At 27.2% G+C, this 562-nt stretch carries 1 protein-coding gene; it reads left to right on the top strand.

The genetic code is table 11. The features are described 5' to 3' along the window. Positions 1 to 90: 90 nt before the first annotated feature. Positions 91 to 546, top strand: a complete 456-nt coding sequence (bcp, locus tag G3997_RS04860) for a thioredoxin-dependent thiol peroxidase (protein WP_296648978.1) — start codon at positions 91 to 93, stop codon at positions 544 to 546. Positions 547 to 562 lie beyond the last annotated feature (16 nt).

Here is a 562-nt window from a genome sequence, read left to right as displayed (position 1 = left end):
TCGCTTAAGCGAAGCGAATTTTTTATAAGATGTTTAAATATAAGCATACTTGGTATAATATGTTATATAAAATAAATAAAGGAGTAAACTATGTTAGAATCAGGAGTAAAAGCACCAGAATTTAAGCTACAAGATAAAGATGGAAAATTAGTAAGTTTATCAGACTTTAAAAATAAAAAAGTAGTATTATATTTCTATCCAAGAGATAATACACCAGGATGTACTAAACAAGCATGTTCATTTAGAGATAATTATGAAGAGTTTAAATCTAAGGATGTAGTGGTTATAGGAATAAGTAAGGATAGTGTAAAATCACATACAAACTTTGCAAATAAGCATGATTTACCATTTATATTATTATCAGACCCAGAACTTGAGGCTATAAAAGCCTATGATGTATGGCAAGAGAAAAAGCTTTATGGGAAAGTAAGTATGGGTGTGGTTAGAACTACTTATATTATAGATGAAGATGGTATTATAGAAAAAGTATATGAAAAAGTTAAAACTGACAAAAATGTAGAAGAAGTATTAGAATACTTAGGATAATAGAAAAGAATCATTT

Source organism: Romboutsia sp. 13368, assembly GCF_018336475.1.
GTDB lineage: Bacteria > Bacillota > Clostridia > Peptostreptococcales > Peptostreptococcaceae > Romboutsia.
Note: the sequence above shows the minus strand (reverse complement) of the source record. Positions and strands in the feature narration are given on the sequence as shown.

What these genes read in the sequence shown, in the direction of transcription:
- bcp (WP_296648978.1), top strand. Translation starts at nt 91, where the DNA reads ATGTTAGAATCAGGAGTAAAAGCACCAGAATTTAAGCTACAAGATAAA.